Below are 16,714 nucleotides of genomic sequence, written 5' to 3' on the forward strand. Positions count from 1 at the left end.
GCAACGGAAGGTGACGTGCCACTGATCCTCGACGCTCACGATATCAATCGGGCGGTCTTGGAAATGCTCTCGACGGGTGGATTCAAGGATACGCCGGCACTGCGGCGCTGGGCGCGAACGCCGGGAGCTAATGCGGTCCTGCGCTATTTTCTGATCGCGCGAACGATGCCGCTTCCAACCGAATATTTCCAAATCGATCTGGAAGCGGCGTCGGCTGAAATAGCCGCGCAAGACATGCTTGCGGCGGCAATAGAGGCGAATTTCGGTGATGCTGCTCGCGTCCTGCCTGATCCTTGGCGATAGTCACGCGGACGGCACGGCCGCTGCGGTGCGGGCTGCGCTCGGCAACCGCTGCACGGTCGTAGCGAGGGCCGGGATCGGCTCGGCCGCGATCCTCGATCGGACGCCTGCGGGTTCCTATGGTAGCGCCGTGATCTCGGCCGGCGCGAATGATGCCGGCAATCCGCACCTCGCCGACAATCTCAACGCGATCCGGGGCAAGCTCCAGGTCGGCAAGGTCGTTTGGCTTTTGCCCTATGATCGCCGCGCCACGGCCGCGATCGAAAACGTCGCTAAACGGTGGGGCGATCTCGTGATTGATCTGGCGTGGGCTCGCGCGCGCCGCGATGGAATCCACTGTCAGTCCTATAGCTGGGTGGCGCGCTCGATCGCGCGTGCCGGCTATGCAGGATCGGTTCGTGTGGCCTTTTGAACCGAATTGCCGTCGCGATCGGCGCGGGCGGCAGAAGGGGGCGGGTTGCCCCGCCCCCCTGTTAGCTTCGATTAGGGCGTGACGGTCAAAGCAGCGCCCGTGTTGAGATTGGCGTTGTAGTTGCAGCCGCTTCCGAAGTTCACCGAGTTGAAAAAGAACGACGTTGCAGCGTTGCCGTTCTTCATGATCGTGAACGGCACGTCAGACGAGGTAGAGCAGGAAAGCCCGCCTCCCGAAATGGTGAGGCCGTGGAAAACGCCCGTGGTGGCCGAAGTGACGGCTGTGCATGGCGGTGACAAACCAGGCCAATGGAGCGCCGGCGTTTTGCTGAGCGCGGCGGTGTAAAAACCGGCCATTGGATAAGGTTGCTCTTTTTGGAGCGGCCAGGGATGTTTGCCGTGGAGGTCTACGCAGCGGTTCGCCGTTTTGTGTTTGTGGAAGGGAACAGTCAGCGTGAGGCGGCGAAGGTCTTTGGCCTGAGCCGTGATACGATTGCCAAGATGTGCCGGTTCTCGCTGCCGCCGGGCTACACGCGCACGAAGCCGGTGGCGAAGCCGAAGCTGGGGCCGTTGCTGCCGGTGATTGACCGGATCCTGGCGGAGGACCGGATAGCGCCGGTGAAGCAGCGGCACACGGCCAAGCGGATATTCGAGCGTTTGCGCGACGAGCATGGCTATGGCGGTGGCTACACGGTGGTGAAGGATTACGTTCGGCAGTGCCGAGCGCGCAGCCGCGAGACGTTCGTACCGCTGGCGCATCCACCGGGCCACGCGCAGGTGGATTTTGGCGAGGCGGTGGGGGTGATCGGCGGCGTCCGGCAGAAGGTGCATTTCTTCTGCATGGACCTGCCTCAGTCGGATGCCTGCTTCGTGAAGGCCTATCCGGCGGAGACGACCGAGGCTTTCCTCGACGGGCACGTTTCGGCATGTGCGTTCTTCGGCGCCGTGCCGTGCTCGATCCTGTACGACAACACGAAGATCGCGGTCGCGAAGATCTGCGGTGACGGCAAGCGCGAGCGCACCCAGGCCTTCACCGGACTGGTCAGCCACTACCTGTTCACCGATCGCTTCGGGCGCCCCGGCAAGGGCAATGACAAGGGAAAGGTCGAAGGGCTGGTCAAGCACGCGCGGACACACTTCATGGTGCCGATCCCGCAGGCGGCGAGCTACGACGACTTTAACGCGGAATTGGAACGCCGCTGCCGCGCTCGGCAGGAAGAGCGGGCCGGACGGCACAGCCAGACGATCGGCGAGCGGCTCGTGGCCGACCTGGCTGCGATGCGTCCCTTGCCGTCAGGGACGTTCGAGCCGTGCGAGACGCGGATCGCCCGCGTATCGTCGACAGCATTGGTGCGCTACCGGACCAACGACTACTCGGTTCCGACCCGCTACGGCTTCCAGGACGTGGTGGTGAAGGGCTTCGTCGATCAGGTCGTCATCCTGTGCGGCAGCGAGGAGATCGCCCGTCACCCGCGCTGCTATGGCGAGGCCATGTTCGTGGCGAACCCGCTCCATTATCTGGCGCTGATCGAGACCAAGCCAGGAGCACTCGACCAAGCTGCCGCGTTGCAGGGCTGGGACTTGCCCGAGGTGTTCCAGCATCTGCGTCACCTCCTGGAGGCGCGGATGGGCAACAAGGGCAAACGCGAGTTCATCCAGGTGCTGCGTCTTCTGGAGGCCATCCCGATGGAGGTGGTCACCTTGGCGATAAACGAGGCGATCCATATCGGCGCGATCGGCTTCGATGCGGTCAAGCAGATCGCGCTGGCGCGCATCGAGCGCAGACCCGCCCGGCTCGATCTGGCCTCCTATCCGCACCTACCCAAGATGGAGGTAAAGACGACCCGCGCCGCCGACTATGCCACGCTCCTGCCGGAACTGGCAGCATGAGCAGGGCAACGGACGACAAGATGCCGGCCGGCACCACGGCAGGCACGCCTCAGGTTCTGCTGACGCATCACCTCAAGCAGCTCAAGCTGCCGACGGTACTGCGCGAGTATGAGAAGCTGGCCCGGGAATGCGCGCGTGATGGCGTCGATCATACCCGCTACCTGCTGCGCCTCATCGAACTGGAGCTGATCGACCGGGAACGCCGCACGGTCGAGCGCCGGATCCGTGCCGCCCGGTTCCCGGCGGTGAAGAGCCTCGATACCTTCGACTTCACGGCCATCCCCAGCCTCAACAAGATGCTCGTCCTGGAGCTGGCGCGTTGCGAATACATCCTGCGGCGGGAAAACATCATCGCGCTGGGTAACAGCGGCACCGGCAAGACCCACGTCGCGCTCGCGCTGGGCCTGGCGGCCTGCCAGAAGGGCTTCACCGTCGCGTTCACCACCGCCGCGGCGCTGGTGAACCAGTTGATGGAAGCCCGCGACGAAAAGCGGTTGCTCAAGATGCAGCGCGACCTTGCCGCCGTGAAGCTGCTGATCGTTGACGAACTGGGCTACGTTCCGCTCTCGCCCACGGGCGCGGAACTGTTGTTCGAAACCTTCTCGCAGCGTTACGAGCGGGGATCGACGATCGTCACCTCCAACCTGCCGTTCGAGGACTGGACCCAAGTTCTGGGGTCCGAGCGGCTCACCGGAGCGCTGCTCGACCGGCTCACCCACCACGTCAGCATCCTCACCATGAACGGCGACAGCTACCGCCTCAAGCAGTCCGCCCACCGCCGCCGCGCTGCCGGGGCGGAGCAAAACCAGGCCACTCCCGCCCACGCCACCGACTGACCCGCCGCAAAACGGCAAATATGCAAAGGGCCCCGATCGGGGCCCTTTGCATATCATCCGCGCTCATCTTCAATGGCCTGCTTTTACTCCGCCATCATGGCCTGGAATCCGACCGCCGTTGACACTCTTGACACCATCAGCTGTATTAGACCATATCGGTCAGCAAGACTGAAGAGGTACTTTGCTGACAGCATCGCCGATGTCGCTAGGTAGTGATTTGCGCTCAAGACTGATTGTCCCTTGAGCAAGCACGGAACCAGACGAAGTTTGCGATAGTTGTGAGATGGTACCACTCGGCAATCGAAGCGACTGCAACAAGTAGTCGACTAATAACTTGGCAGGAGAGGTATGATGCTGACGAAGCACAATTCGATGATGTTCACGGTGTCCGCGATCTCGCTGGCGCTGTCTGTGCCCGTGGCCGCGCAAGAGGTGTCGGGCGACGCTCAAGTGGCCACGCCGGTCGACAACGCGGTGAATCCCGTGCCTGAGGCGCAGGCGTCATCGCGCCAGGCCACCGTCGCAGACGGAGAGATCATCGTTACGGCGCAGAAGCGCGACCAGCGTCTGCTCGACGTGCCGTTGTCGATCACCGCAGCTTCGGGTCAGCAACTCGCGAGTGCAGGTATCACCAGTACTGCCGATCTGGGTAAGATTGCCCCCGGCTTTACTTTCCAGGAAAGCCAATACGGTACGCCCGTCTTTGGTATTCGCGGCATCAGCTTCTTCGACTTCTCGAGCGCTTCGAGCCCCGCCGTCAGCGTCTACGTCGACCAGATCCCGCTCCCGCTTTCCATTCTCACCAACGGCGCTTTGCTTGACGTGGAGCGGGTCGAGGTGCTCAAGGGCCCGCAGGGTACGCTGTTTGGCCAGAACTCGACCGGCGGTGCGGTCAACTACATCGCTGCCAAGCCGACTGATGAATTTTCGGCTGGCCTTAACGCCACTTACGGCCGTTTCAATGAGAAGAAACTTTCGGGTTTCGCCAGCTTCCCGATCACCAGCACGCTGGGCATCCGAATCGCGGCGCAAGCCGAGGATCGCGGGGATTATCAGTACAGCATCACCCGCGACGACACCGCTGGGCAGCGCAGCTACTTTGCCGGCCGCGTTATCCTGGACTGGAAGCCCACCGACACCGTACGCTTCGAGCTGAATGCTAACGGCTGGCTCGACAACTCGGATTCTCCCATCCAGCAGTTCAAGGGGTTTGCACCGCAGTTCCCCGGCGCCAACCCGCCGCTTGAGGCAGCGCTTTCCGCGTCGCCGATCGCGCCGAACAACAACCGCGCCGGCGACTGGGATCCAGGTTTCAGCCTGAAGCGTGACAATCGCTTCCAGCAGATCTCGCTGCGCGGCGACATTGACCTGAGTTCGGACGTCACCCTGACCTCGCTGTCTTCGTACATTGACTTTAAGGGCTTGATCCCGACTGACAACGACGGTTCGGCCGTGCGCAACATCGCGACGCGCAGCATGCAGAACTTCAAGATCTTCAACCAGGAACTGCGCGTCGCTGCCACGATCGACAAGCTGCGCCTGATGGTCGGTGGAAACTACCAGCGCGCTAATCTTAACGAGACGCTGTTCCAGCCCGGCAGTGCCACCAACACCGTTCTGGCTCCGATCCCGGGCGGTTCGTTCTTCGGCCTGCGCCAGCAGAACGACCAGTTGATCAAGACCAAGGCCGCCTTTGGCAGCGCGGAGTACGAGATCACGCCCGAACTGACCATCCAGGGCTCGGTCCGCTACACGGACCAGAAGAACGACTTCGTGGGCTGTACCGCGGACCAGGGCACCGGAGACGCGGCGAGCGCGTTCGGCATCCTCTCGACCGCGCTGCGTAGCCAGCTGCCCGGCTTCAATGGCGTGCCGACCACGATCGCGCCGGGCGCGTGCGTCACTCTCGGTGACGACTTTCGACCGGTCGATATCGTCAATTCCGACCTGGACGAGACCAACACGTCCTGGCGCGGCGGCATCAGCTACAAGCCGAGCTCGACCAGTCTGATCTACGCCAACGTTACCAAGGGCTTCAAGGGCGGCTCGTTCACGCCGGCGCCGTTCATCCGCACTTCGCAGATCACCCGCGTGCAGCAGGAATCGGTGCTGGCGTACGAGGCCGGTTTCAAGACCAACCTGAGCCGCCTTGCCCAGATCACCGGTGCGGCATTCTACTACGACTATCGCAACAAGCAGATCACCGGCTTCGTCGACGTGTTCCCCTTCGGCAACCTGCCCGCTTCGGTGAACGTGCCCAAGTCGAGCATCAAGGGCGCTGAACTGTCGATCGAGACGCGTCCGCTCGAAGGGCTGCGCGTCACGGCTTCGGGCACTTACGTCGATGCCAAGGTCGATCGCTCGTTCGTCACCGCGACGCCTCTGTCGCGTCCCGTCGACATCAAGGGTGAGCAGCTTCCGAACGCACCCAAGTGGCAGCTGAACGGCGATATCGAGTATCGCCGCGAAGTCAGCGTCGGCACCGAAGTGTTCGTCGGGGGCTCGGTCAGCTACCGTTCGGACAGCTACGCGCTGTTCGGTCGTGAGCCGCAGTTCGAGATCCCCGGCTATGCGCTTGTCGATCTGCGTGGCGGTATCGAGCTGCAGGACGGCCGCTGGCGTGCGGAGGTCTTCGGCCGCAACATCACGAACAAGTACTACCTGAACAACGTCTCGCGATCGATCGACTCCATCACGGCGATCGCAGGCATGCCGAGCACTTACGGCGTGACGCTCGGCTTCCGCTACTGATCGACCACGAGCGGGCGGAGCGATTACTTTCGAAAATTCGCGGACTCCGCATTGGAGACGCACACGGCTTCCACCCCACTGGCCTGCCGATTGCCTAGCAGTCGGCAGGCATTCTTTTTGAGATTTGACGCACGTTCCTGAGCAGAACGGAGTCTGGCTATCAGCGCGGTAGGCATGGCCTGCCAATCAGGGCGGACATCATGCCGGTCCGTGTTTGCCTGATCCGCCAACCTCATCATTGAAGCAGTTGCAGGCTCCGCGCGCGCGCCAAGGCGGAGGTGCGGTTCTTCACGCCCATCTTGGCGTAGAGATTGTGCAGGTGCCATTTGACGGTGCGCACCGAGATGCCGGTCGATCCCGACATCTGCGCATTGTCGAGCCCCGCATCGAGCATCCGCAGCAGCTCCAGTTCGCGGCGGGTGAGCGGGTCGGACAAGTGAATGGCCGCGCCTGTCGCCGGCAGTTCTTGCGCGCCGACTAGCGCTACCACCTTGTCGTACATGGCCCGCGCATCGTCGCTGGCCAGCGCCAAGTCCTTCACCCGCGAATGGCGCAGCACGTTAGTGACGAGCAGGCGCTGTTCGTAAAACGGCCGTGCCGAGCCACAGGTCGCGGCATGGTTCAGCGCTCGCGACAGCGCGCGCGTCGCCTGCCGCTCGTCGCCGCTGGTCATGTGCAGCCCGCATTGCGCCAGATGCAGGTCGATGATCGCACCGCGACGGCCTGCACGCCTGGCTGTCGCAGTTTCCTGCTCGATCAAGTCGCCGGCAGCCTTGTGCTCGCCCGCCGCGGTCAGCAGCGCGATGCCCGCCATCGCCGCCGCAGTGCGCTCGTTCTCAAGCACGATGTCGTCCAGAGTAATGTATCGGCAATCCTGGCTCCAGATACCGACCCGTCGGCCGAGCGCCTGCGCATGAGCCGGATCGCCGACAGCGCAGTGAAGCCGGATGAGCGCAAGATCGAGCAGGCTGGTCAACCGCCGGGGATAGTCCGAGGCGACGCGCCGCAACTGCTCGAGGGCGATCGGCGGCGGCGCGTCCTGCGCGTGGACGGTGGCGGGGAGGAGCACCTCCAGTCCCAGCCACACGAAGTCCAGCAAACCGCAGGTCCGGCCGACCGGCAGCGCCTGCGCGGCAAGTTCGAGAGCCGTGGCCAGTTCGCCACGCTCGTAGAGCAGGCGCGCTTTGACGCAGGCGGTCACCGCGGCGATCAGCGTGTCCTCGTTCCGGCTCGCCCGCATCTGTGCTTCGAGATCGTCCAGCACGTCGCCAACGCTGTCGATGTCGCAAGCGGCAATCTCGATGGCCGCCGCGATGTTGGAGGCCCAGGCCCGGCCGTAGATGCTTGTGGTGGGTGCAACGGCGGACATCGACGTGCGTGCGGCGCTGCGCCCGGCGGTGAATTGGTTGTCGACCATAAGCGCCAACGCGAGCGTTCCCGCCGCCGCGCCGCGTTCGAACGGATCGGCGTCGGACGCGTGCTCTAGCCACTGGGGCACGATCGCCTGCAGCGCGCGCATGTCGTCCATGTGCAGCTTGAGCACGATCCTTGCCAGGCCGGCTTTGGCGCGGGCGAGCCGCTTGTGCGCATCTGACGACGAACTCGTCTCGATTTTCGCCTCCATGTCGGACACTGCCGCCGAGGCGTCTTCGTAGCGGCGTTCGAAGACGAGCGCCCACGCCAGCCAGAAGCTCGCTTCGGTGCCCGGCATGCCGCCCAGGCGCGTCACCTTGTCGGCCCAGGCGATGAACGAGGGCAGGTAGCCGTTGCGGCGCACCAGACTCCACGACAGCTTCTCGAGCAAGCGGACCGACAATGTCGAATCTTCGACCTGCACCGCAAGATCGAGCGCCGGCTCGATGAAGCCCTGGCGCTCCAGCCACTGCGCCCCGCGCCGGGCGACGTGCTGTCGGCGCTCGGCGGGCACCACCGTGTCGGCGATCCGCAACAGGTAGCGGCGGAACAGCGCGTGGAAGCGGAACCACTGGCCCTCTTCACCCAGCGTCACGATCAGGATGTTCCTGTCCACAAGGTAGCCCAGGAACCCGGCCGCGCGAGGGCCTTCAACCGACCATGTCAGCAGTTCGGGCGAGAAGCTGGCGAATGGCGCGATCTCAGCCAAGAATTGCTGAAGCTCCCCCGGCAACCGGCTCATCAGGTTTTCGAACAGGCTATCGGCCAGTCGCTGGCCCTCGAAGCGAAAGGGCGCGTCCAGGCTGGCGGGGCCGTTGCCGGTGGATGCCAGGACCTGGATTAGACGGATCGCGGCCGGCCAGCCCTCGGTCTGGGCGAGGACCTGCGCGATCGTACGCGGCGTGTAGCCGTGCATACCGGCGTCGTCGAACAGCGCCGCCACCTCCTCGGGTCCGAAGCCGAGTTCGGCCGGACCGATCGACCGCAACTGCAGCTCCATCATCGCGCGGCGCATATCAAAGGGCGCGTCGGTGGCGCACGAGACCACCAGGTGGCAATCGAACCCGGCATCGAAAGCCAGTCTGTCGATCAGCTCCCGATTTGCGTCTGCATCGCCTAGATCCGCGTTGTCGATGAAGATCGCCACTGGCTCGGGCAAGGCGGCGAGGGCGCGCGCGATTGCCGCGATCCGCTGCCGGGTGGACGGTCCGCGCCGATAGTCAAAAACCGGAGGGGCGTTCGCGGTATCGAGGCCAAGATGCTGCTCCAGAGCGTCGATCGCAGAGGCCTGGCCGCTGTCGTAGGCATCGATGCCCACCCACAGACAGGGCGGGCCTGCCGCGGTGCGCAGGCGGAACAGCTCGGCCAGCATGACCGTCTTCCCATATCCCGGCGGCGCCGTGACCAAGGTGAGCCGGGGCAGGGCGTTGTCCTCAAGGAGCGCCAGCGCCTTGCTCCTGACCGCGGTGAAGGCATAGCGAGGTGGGGCCAGGCGGAACGCGTTGGTCGTCGACGTGCCGGCATCGACCTCATCTTCGGACGTTTCCTGTCCATCCACTGCGGTTCACCTCCCGTCGCAACGCCATTCGCGCCATCGTTGTCTCGTGAGCGGCAATAGGGGCACGCTCGCCAAAGGTGAAGCTATGCGCCGCCTCTCTTTGCGACGGCTGTGAGCCGGTCGCCCGCAAATAAAGCGCGGTCGGGTTTGTAAACCAATACTTTGGGTCGGTGCGACCCGCCCCCGGGCCTGTCAGAGTTCCTTCACAGACGGCGAAGAGCCGATGACGCGGCAAGTCGAGAGGATGCACATGCTCAAAAATCCCAACCAGGCCTCGCCCACGCCGACGTGGTCTCCGGAAGCGATCAAAGGCTTGTTCAGCGAAGACGGCGGGTTCGTCGATCCGCGCATCTACACCGACGCCGGCATCTACGAGCTGGAGCAGGAAATGATCTTCGGGCGCTCGTGGCTGATGCTGGGCCACGAGACGCATGTGCCCAAGCCGGGCGACTTCCTGTCCACCTACATGGCCCAGTCGGCCCGAAGCTGCGATTTTGGCCATGTTGAAGAACAAAGATTGAACATGGCGATCTACCAGGCTCGCTCTTGTCCTCCAATCTCGTAAACATCGGTCTCGATCGAGCACCTGTAGCTCTCTGCGATGTTGAACATCTCTGTCTGGAGAGATGCGATCTCATCATCGAGGCTGACGCCATCGGCACCCTGATCATAGGCGACGGTCAGCGTGTAATCGCAGTTCCCGGTCTTTTGCATCTGGTAATCCCGCTCCAGCATCGCCTCAATGCGCTCGCGAGCGGGCTTTCTGCCACGACCATGCTTGTTGAAGTTCTCGATGGTCAGATGCAGGGCGATGGTGACAGAAGGCGGCTTTTCCGGCAGCCCGATCCTTGAAGGAATGACGTCAAGCGCCCGATAGACGGTCATTCTTGAGATCTTGAGGTCGCGCGCGACGCTGGCCTTGCTCGCGCCGGCGGTGATCCGGCGTCGGATTTCATCGTCATCGATGTTTTTCTTCCGGCCTTTGTAGACGCCTTCGGCGCGCGCCGCCTCGATCCCGGCGCGCTGCCGGTCCTTGATGAACGTCAGTTCCATGTCCGCGACCATGCCCAGAATGGTGATCACCATCCGCCCCATGCTTCCGGCCGTCGTCACCTCCGGCTCAAGCACCCGCAATGAGGCTCCCTTCTGGTCGAGTTCATGAACCAGATTGAGAACATCGCGTGTGGAGCGACCGAGCCGATCGAGACGCAGGACGACGAGTTCGTCATCGGCGCGCAGGAACTGCATGATCGTCTCAAGCTCCGTGCGTCCAGTGCGCGATGCGCCCGAGCCTGTTTCGGAGCGGAGGATTTCACAGCCCGCTGCCTTCAACCGGGCAACCTGGATGTCGAGATCCTGGTCGATGGTGCTGACGCGGGCGTAGCCGACGCGGGTCATGGGCAAATCCGTCACATTAGGGTGGCTTTGCCCTCGTACAGTAACATTGGTGACGGAACCACCCTTTTGTGACATGTCGTATATGTCACTTCCGATCGTCACGTTCGGGTGCACCCAAATGGTGCGAGCGGAAAGGCCCCGGTCAGGCAGCAAGCCGCCCAAAATCGATCCGGCTATTCAGATCGAGGTCGAAGCGGCCATAAGGATTGACGTGGCTGTAAATCAGCGGTGTGAGGCCGCGATAATCATCCGGCGTCATCCGGCCCGTCCATTTCGGTTCCACCAGCACGCTCTGAAGCATTCGGGTGTTCACATAGACAAGCGACGCTTGCAGCAAATGTAGCGCCAGGACCGAGAGCTGCTGCTCATCGATGCGGTTAGTGGCGATCTCGCCGCCCTTGCCGAAGAAAACGAACCCATTGGCACTGTTCCAGTTTTCAACGACATTCAGGCCTTCATGAATTTCGCGGCGGAAGGACTCCTCGCGCAGATACCGGCACAGGAAGATCGTCTTGACCGCGCGGCCCAGCTCACTCAACGCCTTGTAGGTCGGGTGCATCACCTCGGAGCGGCTAAACCGGCGCAGGATCGCCTCCGGGTCGGCGGTTTTTGTCTGCATCGCGGCTGCATATTTGACCATCTCGTCATATTGCTGCTCGATCTCATCCCAGTTGATCGGACTGGAGAGGATCGGCTGCAAGTGGGGAAGCCGCGTTCGCATGCCGACATCGGGAAGAGCCAGCTTCTGGCGAGCGATCGCTTTCAGGCGGGGTGCAAGCTCAAATCCGAGAAGCCGGCAAAATGCAAAGCCAACCGCGCTTTGGCCATGACTATCAACATATTGTCGCTGGATTTCCATGTCGGTGCAATGGCGCAGCACGCCCTCGATCATGGAGGCGACCTCGGAGGAAGAGCAGCGCTTGAGCTGGGAATAGACGCATGTCGCGCGTCGTTCGACATGCCAGTAGATCATGACGCCCCGTCCACCATAACGCGCATGCCATTCCGTCATCAGGTTGCGATCCCAGGCTCCGAACTTTGTGGAATCTGACGCACAGGCCGTGCCGGCGTCCCCCCAGACTGCAGCATTGCGGATTGCCAGGGTCGCATTCGCAACCCTGGCACACGCCTCCTTGAGCGCCGCGGCATGAACGAAGCGGCGATGGACATGCAGCAGCTCTTCATAGCTGACATCGGGGGTGGCGCCGGCGATCCGCTTGAGCCCGGCATTCGTTCCCAGGCCGTAGAGGCATAGCAGGAGACGTTGATCCAGCGCGGTTTTCGGCAGTGCAACACGCGAGGCCGATGTTTCGAACGCTTCGAGAAGTCCCGTATCAAGGGCAGCCTCCTTCAGTACGTCGAGCAGCCCGGTCATCGGCCAGCGTTGGCCGATCTTGGTCTTGATCGAGGCGAGACCCCTGGGTTCGGGCAAGGGTTTGAACGGGGTGAGAGATATACGGTTCTCGCCGCGCCACAGCAGCCGAACCTTGTCGTTCCGGGGAATATTGGCATTGAGGAGCAACAGTTCCTGAGCAAGCTCTTCCCGGATGGCGCTTGAAAATGCACGCGCATCCGCCGTCAGGTTCAATCCTGTGTAATATGCTTCTCGCCGCGCATCGAAGTCCTTGGGAAGATCGTCATCGGGATTGCGGTATCGGTCCGCCCCGACAACCCAGATTTCCTTAGAACGGATGCGATCGCGCAGTTGCGCGAGGACACAAAGCTCATAACTGATCCGGTTTACGCGCCCCTCTTCATCAATGACGGAACTGCGCCATCTCGCCGGAATGACCTCGTCGACCGGCACTGCGTGCGGCGGCACGTAGCGGCATCCATCATCCACTTTGCTTCTGATCCAGTCCAGGGCCGCCAGCACCGGACGCCACACGGCGTTGTTCGACCGGAACTCCAGTGCCGAAAGCAGGCTTGGCAGCATACGGCGATAATGATTGGCCCATGACCTCCGCATCACCTTGTAGATCCGCCGATCCAAGGCGCCCTTTGCCTGGCTTTCCTTGATGATCGCCGCCAGTTTGTCCTTGCCGGCGATTGGGAAAATGACATCGCAGATGCGCCCGGATGGATCGTCGATCGAAGCGCTGGCAATCTCGACCAGGAGTCGCTCCTTGCCATAGACCCGCTCGATGTCTTTCGCGATATCGCCCACCACCTTGCGTTTCGAGCGCGATCCGATCTTATGGACCGTCTCGATCAGCAGGTCGACCATCGCATCCGTAAGCTGAGCTTCCCGCGCCATCAGATAAACGGCATAGAGCCCGAGCTGGCGCGCCGGTACATGCCGGCGCATCTCCGAGGCTTTCTCGCCGGCAACCCGGCGAACGATCTGATCGACCCATGCCTTGCCCGTGACCGATAGGAAATCTCGGGGAAGAGCAAGCCGTTGGATAAAGGCGAGTTTGGCGGTCACGCCAAGAATGTTTTCGAGCGTCGCCTGACCTGCATCCCCCTTCATCGTGTTGAAGCCGGTCGGGCCATCGGGATCGGCGAGCGAGGCTTCCAGCAAGGCGACCGCATCCGGCGCAAGCCGATCGCGGACTCGGGCCAACAGGGCCTCCAGATAGAGGTGTCGTTGCGAACGGACGAGGCGTTCCAGCTCCTTGCGCGACGGCCCATAGATACGGCGGTCGCGGCACCACAGGAAAACATGCTCGAGCATGGCATTGATCGGCTGCCCGCCCGCACAAAGATCGTCGGAAATCCACCTCGACAACGCCCTGCGATCCGTCTGCGTCATACGGCGGAACCCGAGATGCCGCAAAATCTCCGCGCAATGCCGGCGGGCGGTGCGCCCGGAAAAATCATAGTGGTTCACGGATTTGGCATCGAGACCAAGTTGCTCCGCCAGATACAAGACACCGTCGGAGGGTATCGACGCATGATCCGGCACAAAGAAGCCATGCCCGGCGAAAAATCTAAGCTGAACCGCCAATCCCAGTCGTGCCGTCTCCGCTTTGCCGGTCACGAACGCGATGTCCGAAAAACTCAGGCTCCAGGAGCCGATCAGATCCCCACTCGAAACGCCAAGGCTCATAACGCCGCTCCCTTATCGGAGCGGAACGTCGTTCCTCGCATGGGCGATCGTCAACAACAACCAGCCCGTTCCCGACGTGTTCTCCAAGATGACCAAAATCGCAGCTTCGGGCCGACTGGGCCAAGCTGTTGCGTTGACGAGGTCGCTTGGCTGATCGCCTGCAGCCCTATGCTCGGTCACCGCTTAGCGCTTCAGGTGGCAGATCTTTCATCAGCAAGACGTAGGTTTCGACGCCAAGCTCCTTTGCAATCTCATCGAGCCGATCAATGGTCACGCTGTATTTCTGTCGTTCGAGCGCGCTGATGTAGGTCCGATCAACCTTTGCTGCATCTGCCAGCGCCTCCTGTGACAAACCTCTCGCAGCGCGAAGAACACGCAAATTATGGGCAAGGGTTTTCCGGCTCGACATGAGCCTTGTTGAGCCTGGTTGCAGCTAATTGCGCCATGGCGTATGGTCTTCAAATTGATGAGTAAACATCACATTTGGAGTTTTTTGTGCTGCTAAATGTAGCGCCAAGTGGTCAGGTCATCGCCTATGATAGGCAGAACCTCGCAGTTTATGCAGCCTTTGTGCATGGCGGTGACAAACCAGGCCAATGGAGCGCCGGCGTTTTGCTGAGCGCGGCGGTGTAAAAACCGGCCATTGGATAAGGTTGCTCTTTTTGGAGCGGCCAGGGATGTTTGCCGTGGAGGTCTACGCAGCGGTTCGCCGTTTTGTGTTTGTGGAAGGGAACAGTCAGCGTGAGGCGGCGAAGGTCTTTGGCCTGAGCCGTGATACGATTGCCAAGATGTGCCGGTTCTCGCTGCCGCCGGGCTACACGCGCACGAAGCCGGTGGCGAAGCCGAAGCTGGGGCCGTTGCTGCCGGTGATTGACCGGATCCTGGCGGAGGACCGGATAGCGCCGGTGAAGCAGCGGCACACGGCCAAGCGGATATTCGAGCGTTTGCGCGACGAGCATGGCTATGGCGGTGGCTACACGGTGGTGAAGGATTACGTTCGGCAGTGCCGAGCGCGCAGCCGCGAGACGTTCGTACCGCTGGCGCATCCACCGGGCCACGCGCAGGTGGATTTTGGCGAGGCGGTGGGGGTGATCGGCGGCGTCCGGCAGAAGGTGCATTTCTTCTGCATGGACCTGCCTCAGTCGGATGCCTGCTTCGTGAAGGCCTATCCGGCGGAGACGACCGAGGCTTTCCTCGACGGGCACGTTTCGGCATGTGCGTTCTTCGGCGCCGTGCCGTGCTCGATCCTGTACGACAACACGAAGATCGCGGTCGCGAAGATCTGCGGTGACGGCAAGCGCGAGCGCACCCAGGCCTTCACCGGACTGGTCAGCCACTACCTGTTCACCGATCGCTTCGGGCGCCCCGGCAAGGGCAATGACAAGGGAAAGGTCGAAGGGCTGGTCAAGCACGCGCGGACACACTTCATGGTGCCGATCCCGCAGGCGGCGAGCTACGACGACTTTAACGCGGAATTGGAACGCCGCTGCCGCGCTCGGCAGGAAGAGCGGGCCGGACGGCACAGCCAGACGATCGGCGAGCGGCTCGTGGCCGACCTGGCTGCGATGCGTCCCTTGCCGTCAGGGACGTTCGAGCCGTGCGAGACGCGGATCGCCCGCGTATCGTCGACAGCATTGGTGCGCTACCGGACCAACGACTACTCGGTTCCGACCCGCTACGGCTTCCAGGACGTGGTGGTGAAGGGCTTCGTCGATCAGGTCGTCATCCTGTGCGGCAGCGAGGAGATCGCCCGTCACCCGCGCTGCTATGGCGAGGCCATGTTCGTGGCGAACCCGCTCCATTATCTGGCGCTGATCGAGACCAAGCCAGGAGCACTCGACCAAGCTGCCGCGTTGCAGGGCTGGGACTTGCCCGAGGTGTTCCAGCATCTGCGTCACCTCCTGGAGGCGCGGATGGGCAACAAGGGCAAACGCGAGTTCATCCAGGTGCTGCGTCTTCTGGAGGCCATCCCGATGGAGGTGGTCACCTTGGCGATAAACGAGGCGATCCATATCGGCGCGATCGGCTTCGATGCGGTCAAGCAGATCGCGCTGGCGCGCATCGAGCGCAGACCCGCCCGGCTCGATCTGGCCTCCTATCCGCACCTACCCAAGATGGAGGTAAAGACGACCCGCGCCGCCGACTATGCCACGCTCCTGCCGGAACTGGCAGCATGAGCAGGGCAACGGACGACAAGATGCCGGCCGGCACCACGGCAGGCACGCCTCAGGTTCTGCTGACGCATCACCTCAAGCAGCTCAAGCTGCCGACGGTACTGCGCGAGTATGAGAAGCTGGCCCGGGAATGCGCGCGTGATGGCGTCGATCATACCCGCTACCTGCTGCGCCTCATCGAACTGGAGCTGATCGACCGGGAACGCCGCACGGTCGAGCGCCGGATCCGTGCCGCCCGGTTCCCGGCGGTGAAGAGCCTCGATACCTTCGACTTCACGGCCATCCCCAGCCTCAACAAGATGCTCGTCCTGGAGCTGGCGCGTTGCGAATACATCCTGCGGCGGGAAAACATCATCGCGCTGGGTAACAGCGGCACCGGCAAGACCCACGTCGCGCTCGCGCTGGGCCTGGCGGCCTGCCAGAAGGGCTTCACCGTCGCGTTCACCACCGCCGCGGCGCTGGTGAACCAGTTGATGGAAGCCCGCGACGAAAAGCGGTTGCTCAAGATGCAGCGCGACCTTGCCGCCGTGAAGCTGCTGATCGTTGACGAACTGGGCTACGTTCCGCTCTCGCCCACGGGCGCGGAACTGTTGTTCGAAACCTTCTCGCAGCGTTACGAGCGGGGATCGACGATCGTCACCTCCAACCTGCCGTTCGAGGACTGGACCCAAGTTCTGGGGTCCGAGCGGCTCACCGGAGCGCTGCTCGACCGGCTCACCCACCACGTCAGCATCCTCACCATGAACGGCGACAGCTACCGCCTCAAGCAGTCCGCCCACCGCCGCCGCGCTGCCGGGGCGGAGCAAAACCAGGCCACTCCCGCCCACGCCACCGACTGACCCGCCGCAAAACGGCAAATATGCAAAGGGCCCCGATCGGGGCCCTTTGCATATCATCCGCGCTCATCTTCAATGGCCTGCTTTTACTCCGC

13 protein-coding genes are annotated in these 16,714 nt (G+C 62.7%); 8 read left to right on the forward strand and 5 right to left on the reverse strand.

Features of this window, described 5'->3' with window-relative positions:
- Nucleotides 1-15 precede the first annotated feature (15 nt).
- Both ACZ2HM_RS24050 and ACZ2HM_RS24055 read left to right on the forward strand, forming a co-directional pair.
- On the forward strand, nt 16-303 hold the full coding sequence (locus ACZ2HM_RS24050) for a hypothetical protein (protein WP_213503728.1): 288 nt from the start codon (nt 16-18) through the stop codon (nt 301-303).
- Nucleotides 266-712: a hypothetical protein gene (locus ACZ2HM_RS24055; RefSeq protein ID WP_217373608.1), complete on the forward strand. Its 447-nt coding sequence runs from the start codon at nt 266-268 to the stop codon at nt 710-712. Before ACZ2HM_RS24050 ends, ACZ2HM_RS24055 begins: the two co-directional genes overlap by 38 nt.
- Nucleotides 713-783: 71 nt before the next feature.
- Here the strand turns inward: ACZ2HM_RS24055 and ACZ2HM_RS24060 are convergent, their stop codons facing one another.
- Nucleotides 784-1,068: a hypothetical protein gene (locus ACZ2HM_RS24060; protein WP_213503726.1), complete on the reverse strand. Its 285-nt coding sequence runs from the start codon at nt 1,066-1,068 to the stop codon at nt 784-786.
- Nucleotides 1,069-1,101: 33 nt separating this feature from the next.
- On the opposite strand from ACZ2HM_RS24060, the gene istA (ACZ2HM_RS24065) reads away from it, so the two are divergent.
- The 3 genes from istA (ACZ2HM_RS24065) to ACZ2HM_RS24075 all read left to right on the forward strand — a co-directional run bounded on the left by istA (ACZ2HM_RS24065) (nt 1,102) and on the right by ACZ2HM_RS24075 (nt 6,188).
- Entirely contained in the window at nt 1,102-2,601 is a 1,500-nt protein-coding gene (istA, locus tag ACZ2HM_RS24065) for an IS21 family transposase (protein ID WP_184081891.1), read from the forward strand.
- A 20-nt stretch (nt 2,602-2,621) separates the two neighbouring features.
- Nucleotides 2,622-3,437 (forward strand): IS21-like element helper ATPase IstB, encoded by an 816-nt coding sequence (istB, locus tag ACZ2HM_RS24070; protein ID WP_037556858.1) that lies wholly within the window; start codon nt 2,622-2,624, stop codon nt 3,435-3,437.
- A gap of 351 nt (nt 3,438-3,788) precedes the next feature.
- Nucleotides 3,789-6,188, forward strand: coding sequence for a TonB-dependent receptor (locus tag ACZ2HM_RS24075; RefSeq protein ID WP_213177505.1), 2,400 nt, complete (start codon nt 3,789-3,791; stop codon nt 6,186-6,188).
- A 235-nt stretch (nt 6,189-6,423) separates the two neighbouring features.
- Here the strand turns inward: ACZ2HM_RS24075 and ACZ2HM_RS24080 are convergent, their stop codons facing one another.
- Nucleotides 6,424-9,159: a winged helix-turn-helix domain-containing protein gene (locus ACZ2HM_RS24080; RefSeq protein ID WP_095687538.1), complete on the reverse strand. Its 2,736-nt coding sequence runs from the start codon at nt 9,157-9,159 to the stop codon at nt 6,424-6,426.
- Nucleotides 9,160-9,409: 250 nt separating this feature from the next.
- On the opposite strand from ACZ2HM_RS24080, the gene ACZ2HM_RS24085 reads away from it, so the two are divergent.
- The gene (locus ACZ2HM_RS24085; RefSeq protein WP_470427345.1) at nt 9,410-9,724 is read left to right on the forward strand and encodes a hypothetical protein; all 315 of its coding nucleotides are present in this window, start codon (nt 9,410-9,412) and stop codon (nt 9,722-9,724) included.
- Here the strand turns inward: ACZ2HM_RS24085 and ACZ2HM_RS24090 are convergent.
- The 3 genes from ACZ2HM_RS24090 to ACZ2HM_RS24100 form a co-directional block, all read right to left on the reverse strand.
- Nucleotides 9,691-10,557 (reverse strand): recombinase family protein, encoded by an 867-nt coding sequence (locus ACZ2HM_RS24090; RefSeq protein ID WP_006961816.1) that lies wholly within the window; start codon nt 10,555-10,557, stop codon nt 9,691-9,693. The two genes, ACZ2HM_RS24085 and ACZ2HM_RS24090, sit on opposite strands and share 34 nt — an antisense overlap.
- A 142-nt stretch (nt 10,558-10,699) precedes the next feature.
- On the reverse strand, nt 10,700-13,609 hold the full coding sequence (locus ACZ2HM_RS24095) for a Tn3 family transposase (protein ID WP_066859914.1): 2,910 nt from the start codon (nt 13,607-13,609) through the stop codon (nt 10,700-10,702).
- Nucleotides 13,610-13,775: 166 nt separating this feature from the next.
- The gene (locus ACZ2HM_RS24100; RefSeq protein ID WP_065847379.1) at nt 13,776-14,018 is read right to left on the reverse strand and encodes a helix-turn-helix transcriptional regulator; all 243 of its coding nucleotides are present in this window, start codon (nt 14,016-14,018) and stop codon (nt 13,776-13,778) included.
- A gap of 268 nt (nt 14,019-14,286) precedes the next feature.
- On the opposite strand from ACZ2HM_RS24100, the gene istA (ACZ2HM_RS24105) reads away from it, so the two are divergent.
- On the forward strand, nt 14,287-15,786 hold the full coding sequence (gene istA / locus ACZ2HM_RS24105) for an IS21 family transposase (protein ID WP_184081891.1): 1,500 nt from the start codon (nt 14,287-14,289) through the stop codon (nt 15,784-15,786).
- 20 nt (nt 15,787-15,806) lie between these two features.
- Complete coding sequence (gene istB, locus ACZ2HM_RS24110; RefSeq protein ID WP_037556858.1) at nt 15,807-16,622, forward strand: IS21-like element helper ATPase IstB; 816 nt, start codon at nt 15,807-15,809, stop codon at nt 16,620-16,622.
- Nucleotides 16,623-16,714 lie beyond the last annotated feature (92 nt).

The sequence above is a fragment of the Sphingobium sp. KKT206 genome (assembly GCF_055640555.1).